General features: G+C 66.2%; 1 pseudogene. It reads right to left on the bottom strand.

The features are described 5' to 3' along the window. Positions 1-346, bottom strand: a pseudogene (locus EN852_RS37005) (anti-sigma factor); the annotation flags it as partial.

The raw sequence follows: 346 nt of genomic DNA, 5'->3' as shown, positions 1-346 counted from the left end.
CCTGGATCACAGCATCCGCGAAAGGCTGGGCGGCAACGAGGCCGACTATCTTGTCGTAGTCGGCCGCGGTGCTGGCCGGGATCGTCAGGTGAAAGACGCCATCGGCGGTCGGCCCGCCCGCGATCTTCAGCCCGTTCTGGCCGAGGAAGCTGGTGATATCCGACATCTTGGCGTCAGCCTTGAACTTGACCAGGGCGAAGGGCAGCTTCGCCAGGTCGTCCTGGGTGCCGGCCACCTCGAAGTCGTTACCCTTGCCGCCTGGTTGTTCGAAGGACTGCACCAAAACGAGCGCAAGCAGCGCTGCCGCAGCCGCCCAGGCGACACCGGCCGGCATGGCCGTCACCCG

This window comes from Mesorhizobium sp. M2E.F.Ca.ET.209.01.1.1, assembly GCF_004010375.2.
GTDB lineage: Bacteria > Pseudomonadota > Alphaproteobacteria > Rhizobiales > Rhizobiaceae > Mesorhizobium.
The sequence above is the reverse complement of the archived record's forward strand: the minus strand, read 5'-3'. Positions and strand labels throughout refer to the sequence as shown.